This window comes from Clostridium sp., from assembly GCF_051650885.1.
Taxonomy (GTDB): domain Bacteria; phylum Bacillota; class Clostridia; order Clostridiales; family Clostridiaceae; genus Clostridium.
In genome coordinates, this window is record NZ_JBOFRG010000348.1 from 1 (window position 1) to 4,143 (window position 4,143).

General features: G+C 38.8%; 1 protein-coding gene. It reads right to left on the bottom strand.

Annotation, left to right across the window (positions count from 1 at the left end):
* Window positions 1-243: 243 nt before the first annotated feature.
* On the bottom strand, window positions 244-3,750 hold the full coding sequence (locus ACRC28_RS17635; protein ID WP_438544757.1) for a reverse transcriptase domain-containing protein: 3,507 nt from the start codon (window positions 3,748-3,750) through the stop codon (window positions 244-246).
* Window positions 3,751-4,143: the final 393 nt, after the last annotated feature.

The following is a 4,143-nucleotide window of genomic DNA, read 5'->3' on the forward strand; positions in this document are numbered from 1 at the left end:
GCTTTTTGGCGTATGACGTCATAATGCCGTGCCCTGAGGGTGCATGCCCGGTTTTTAAGAAAGTTAAGTAGATAGATCGTGAGTTAAAATAAGATCTCATATTTATTGTTTAAATTTTCCTTTATATATTTTATCCTGAAACCAATGTCTCAGTAATGATTGTCAGTAACAAATAGAAAGCTAGAATCAAAATCAGATCTAGAGAGTCGTGTAACATGTTGGCACACGACAGTCACCCCTTCCCTAGTGTGGACGAATATTCTTAATGTTTGCGAAGATATAGCGTCCGTTTAAGAGTATTTTAAAAGAATTGCCGTCGTTTTGTATTCCTACTATCGTTCCTGGTCCCAGCCATTTGCTGTCCATTTTCGAGGTGGGTACTACGTTCTTAACATATACTTTAGAGTTTTCTTTAAAGGAGTAATTTGTAATCCTTGATTTATTTAGGAGTTTATTGGATGTTGAGGAGTGTTTCAGCATTCTATTGTATATTGCTTTGTGATCAATCTCAAGATTGCGATTAAGTGGGTCAAGGGTGCTGTGTTTGTAGAGATATTCGTAAGGGGATATCCCAATAACGCGGTGATACGTATAGTTTAGGGATCTTTTTGCGATTTTTAGAGCGGTGTGTATTGACTCATGATTATGGTTTCGAAGTATGAAACCCAAGGTTTGGTTTATTCTCTCGCTGAGGCTATTGCCGGTAGGGTTATAGGGAGTTGTGCAAAAATGGTCGATATTCATCCTTTTCATAGTTGTACGAAAGTGTACGGATGTGTACTGTTTTCCCCTGTCCGACAATATAGTAGATGGTTTTGGGTGTTTGTCTAGCCATATTTTTTTGAGTGTCTCGACGACCTTTTCGGCAGTAATTTTTGTCAGGATTCCTAGTTCCGTCCATCTGCTTGCTCTGTCTATCACTGTAAGGATGAATATTTTACTTGGTAATTTTGAAGGTGCGAAGTGGTCGGTTTCGACGGGTCCGAAGATATCAGTAGAAATATTTTTGAAAGGGTCGCTTGTGGATAGGAATCCTACTAGCTTGCCATAGTTGTTTCTTTGGATTTTGTTTGTCTGGCACAATCTACAGCTTTTAATGATTTGGTAGATTCGGCTTTTGCATTGGGGTATTAAGAGGTAATTTCTTATTGTGTTTAGTTGCTTGTGTAGACCTGGGTGACCAAGATATTTGTGGATCTCTACCAGCAAGGTGTTCGCGTAACTATCTGGGATGAATATGCGGTCTTGATTGTCTACATAGATCTTCGATTCATGTAAACGCAGTTTTTTTGATTTAGGATCGTTTGAAGCCTGCGAGATTCCGTCTTTGACCTGTAGGTTTCTTATCGTTTTTATGTCGTAGTGAAACGTGTCCTCTTTTTTTGATTTCGCTAGAAAGCATCTTGAAATGTGATCGGCTGCTTTGTTAGTCGTTCCCTTGATGTAGGTTATTTTATAATCGAATTCTTCTAGTAATAGGCGCCAACGTTGCACTCTACTATTGTTTGAGTCTTTAAGGTAAGTAATGTTAGCATTGTCGGTCCTTATTATTATCGGAGAGTTAAAAATGATGTTCTTGAAGTGCGTGATAGCTTTAATTATAGCTAATAATTCTTTTTCCATTATTGTATAGCGTCTCTCGGTTTTAGTAAATTTGTGGCTATACAGTCCTATGAGTTTATTCTCTTGGACGAGGGCTGCGCCTAGTCCTAAATCTGAAGCGTCGGTTGTCAATGTAAATGGTTGTGTAGTGACGGGATAGCTGAGTAAGGTCTGTTTCTTGATCTCTGTGACGACCTTTTTAATGATGTTGTCGTCTGATGTACTCCAATTTAGCTGTTTTGTTTTAGATAGTTTCTCGGTTATTGGGGCTATGATATATGAGAGCCCTGGTATGTAGGGTCTAAACCAGTTTATGAAGCCTACGAGTTTCATTATGTCTTTTCGAGATTTGGGGGTTTTGAAAAGTATGCAGTTGTCTACTCGAGAAACATCTGCTTTAATTCCGTCGGTGGAGATTATGTTCCCAAGATATGTTACCTGTTTTTGGCAAAAGGAGGATTTATCGAAATTTATAGAGGCTCCCGCCTTTGTAAGAATCTCAAAGACTGCTTTGAGATGTGTGGCGTGTTCTGTTTCAGACTTAGAGAAGATTAGGACATCATCAAGAAAGATTCTGACGAAGCTTAGGTCGGCCAGCAAGTTGCTCATGCATCTTTGGAATTCCCTTGGTGCGCTTGTCAATCCGAAGGGCATTCTAAGAAATTCATAATGTCCCCATGGTACTACGAATGCGGTTTTCTCAATATCCTGCGTGTGTACTGGAATTTGGTAGTATCCCATGTTGAGATCCAATTGTGAGTATAAGTTTGCTGAAGGAAGTGTTTGAAGTTGCTCACGTATGTTGGGAAATGGGAACGCCTGTTTTACCGTTTTCGCGTTTAGTTTCTTGTAGTCCACAACAAGTCGTACTTTGCCGTTTTTCTTTAATATCGGCCAGGCTGGTGATGCATACAATGATCTACTTTTCCTTATTACCTTTAATTTTATCAGCTTGTCAATTTCTTCTTTGACTGCTTTATGAAGATTATATGGCATAGGGTAAGGTTTAGAAAAAACGGGTGCATCATCTGAAAGCGGTATTCTGAAGCCTTCCGAGGGTAGTGTTCCGAGTTCGGGGTTGTTTTCGATGGTTTTCTGGATTATATTTTTAATTGATTCCGGTATGTCCTTACTGAGGTGTCCGTTTCTGGGGTTGTCTGTTTTACATAACAGCTGATAATCTGGTGAGTTGATCCAATCTGTTTTTCCTTGATTGTTGAGCAGAAGTTTTGTTTCCTCTAACTGTAGAGTGTTTTCCGTAAAGTTTATTATTGCGTTGTTTTCCTTTAAGAACGAATTCCCTAAAATTATATCCTCTGGTAGGTTTTTTATTACTGTTAGTCTGACCGGTTTATTTATAATTTTGTTTCCTAGCTGTTTTATGATGTTTTTAACACATTTTGTGCTAGTGTGAGTTTGTCCGTTCCCGTACGTCACTTCTGATGGCTCTGTAAAAATGGTTTCCAAATTGTTTTTGAGCAAAAAACCTTCGTTAATGAAGTTTCTTGTTGCGCCAGTATCAATTGTAAAGTTAGTTGTTATATCCGCTAGCTTCCCTTCTATTTGTAGGAGGTTGGTGTTTAAATCAGGTTCCTTTAGAACAAAGTTCCTGGGTTGAGAGTGATTCTGGACATGGTTATCCTTTTTGGCAAGTACTCGGCACTCCTCGGTGCTATGATTAGATGTCTTGTGGTACTTGCAGTAGGGTCCTTTGTATCGGTTTTCCATGTGTTTGGTATGGTCTCTTGAACTTTCTCTGTACGTGTCAGAAGTATCGCGAACTAGATTCAGGATTGTTTTTTCTACCTCTTGTATATGCTCCATTATGCTTGTTGTTGTCTTTAAGTTTAACTTTGCCATTTCTAGTTTGGTAGTGTAATCTAATCCGTGATAGAAGTATTCTGCAATACGTGCTTGGTAGTCGATATCGGCTAGTCCAAGTGCCCATCTTAGTTTTGTTGTAATGTTTGTTATTGTGGTGTGGTAATCTTTAATAAGTCTAAAGTCCTTCTGATATGTTTTCCTCAGCTGTGAGATGTAGATGATTGCATCCTCTATAGGGTATGCGTTTTTTACTAATGCGTTGAGGTGTTTTTCGAGATCTGTTGATCTCCTAGGAAGGCTTTCGCATAGTGATGGAGTTATCACTGATTGTAGGACGCTAATTGCTAGGTTTGATGGCCAGTTACATAAAGTGCTCATTTCTCTGAACTCGCTTGTCCATAGTAATATGTCTTGTTCATGTATGTCCTCGAGAGCAGTGATGGTTTTAGTGAGTTGAAGACTATTGTTTGGGTCAGGTTGAAAGTTAAATTGGTATTGTTTACGCTGGGTTTGTGATGAATGAGGCCCATGAAGTGTATTATACATGCTTTGTTTTGAATTTGTCTGAGTCGGAAGTTGCTTTTTGGCGTATGACGTCATAATGCCGTGCCCTGAGGGTGCATGCCCGGTTTTTAAGAAAGTTAAGTAGATAGATCGTGAGTTAAAATAAGATCTCATATTTATTGTTTAAATTTTCCTTTATATATTTTATCCTGA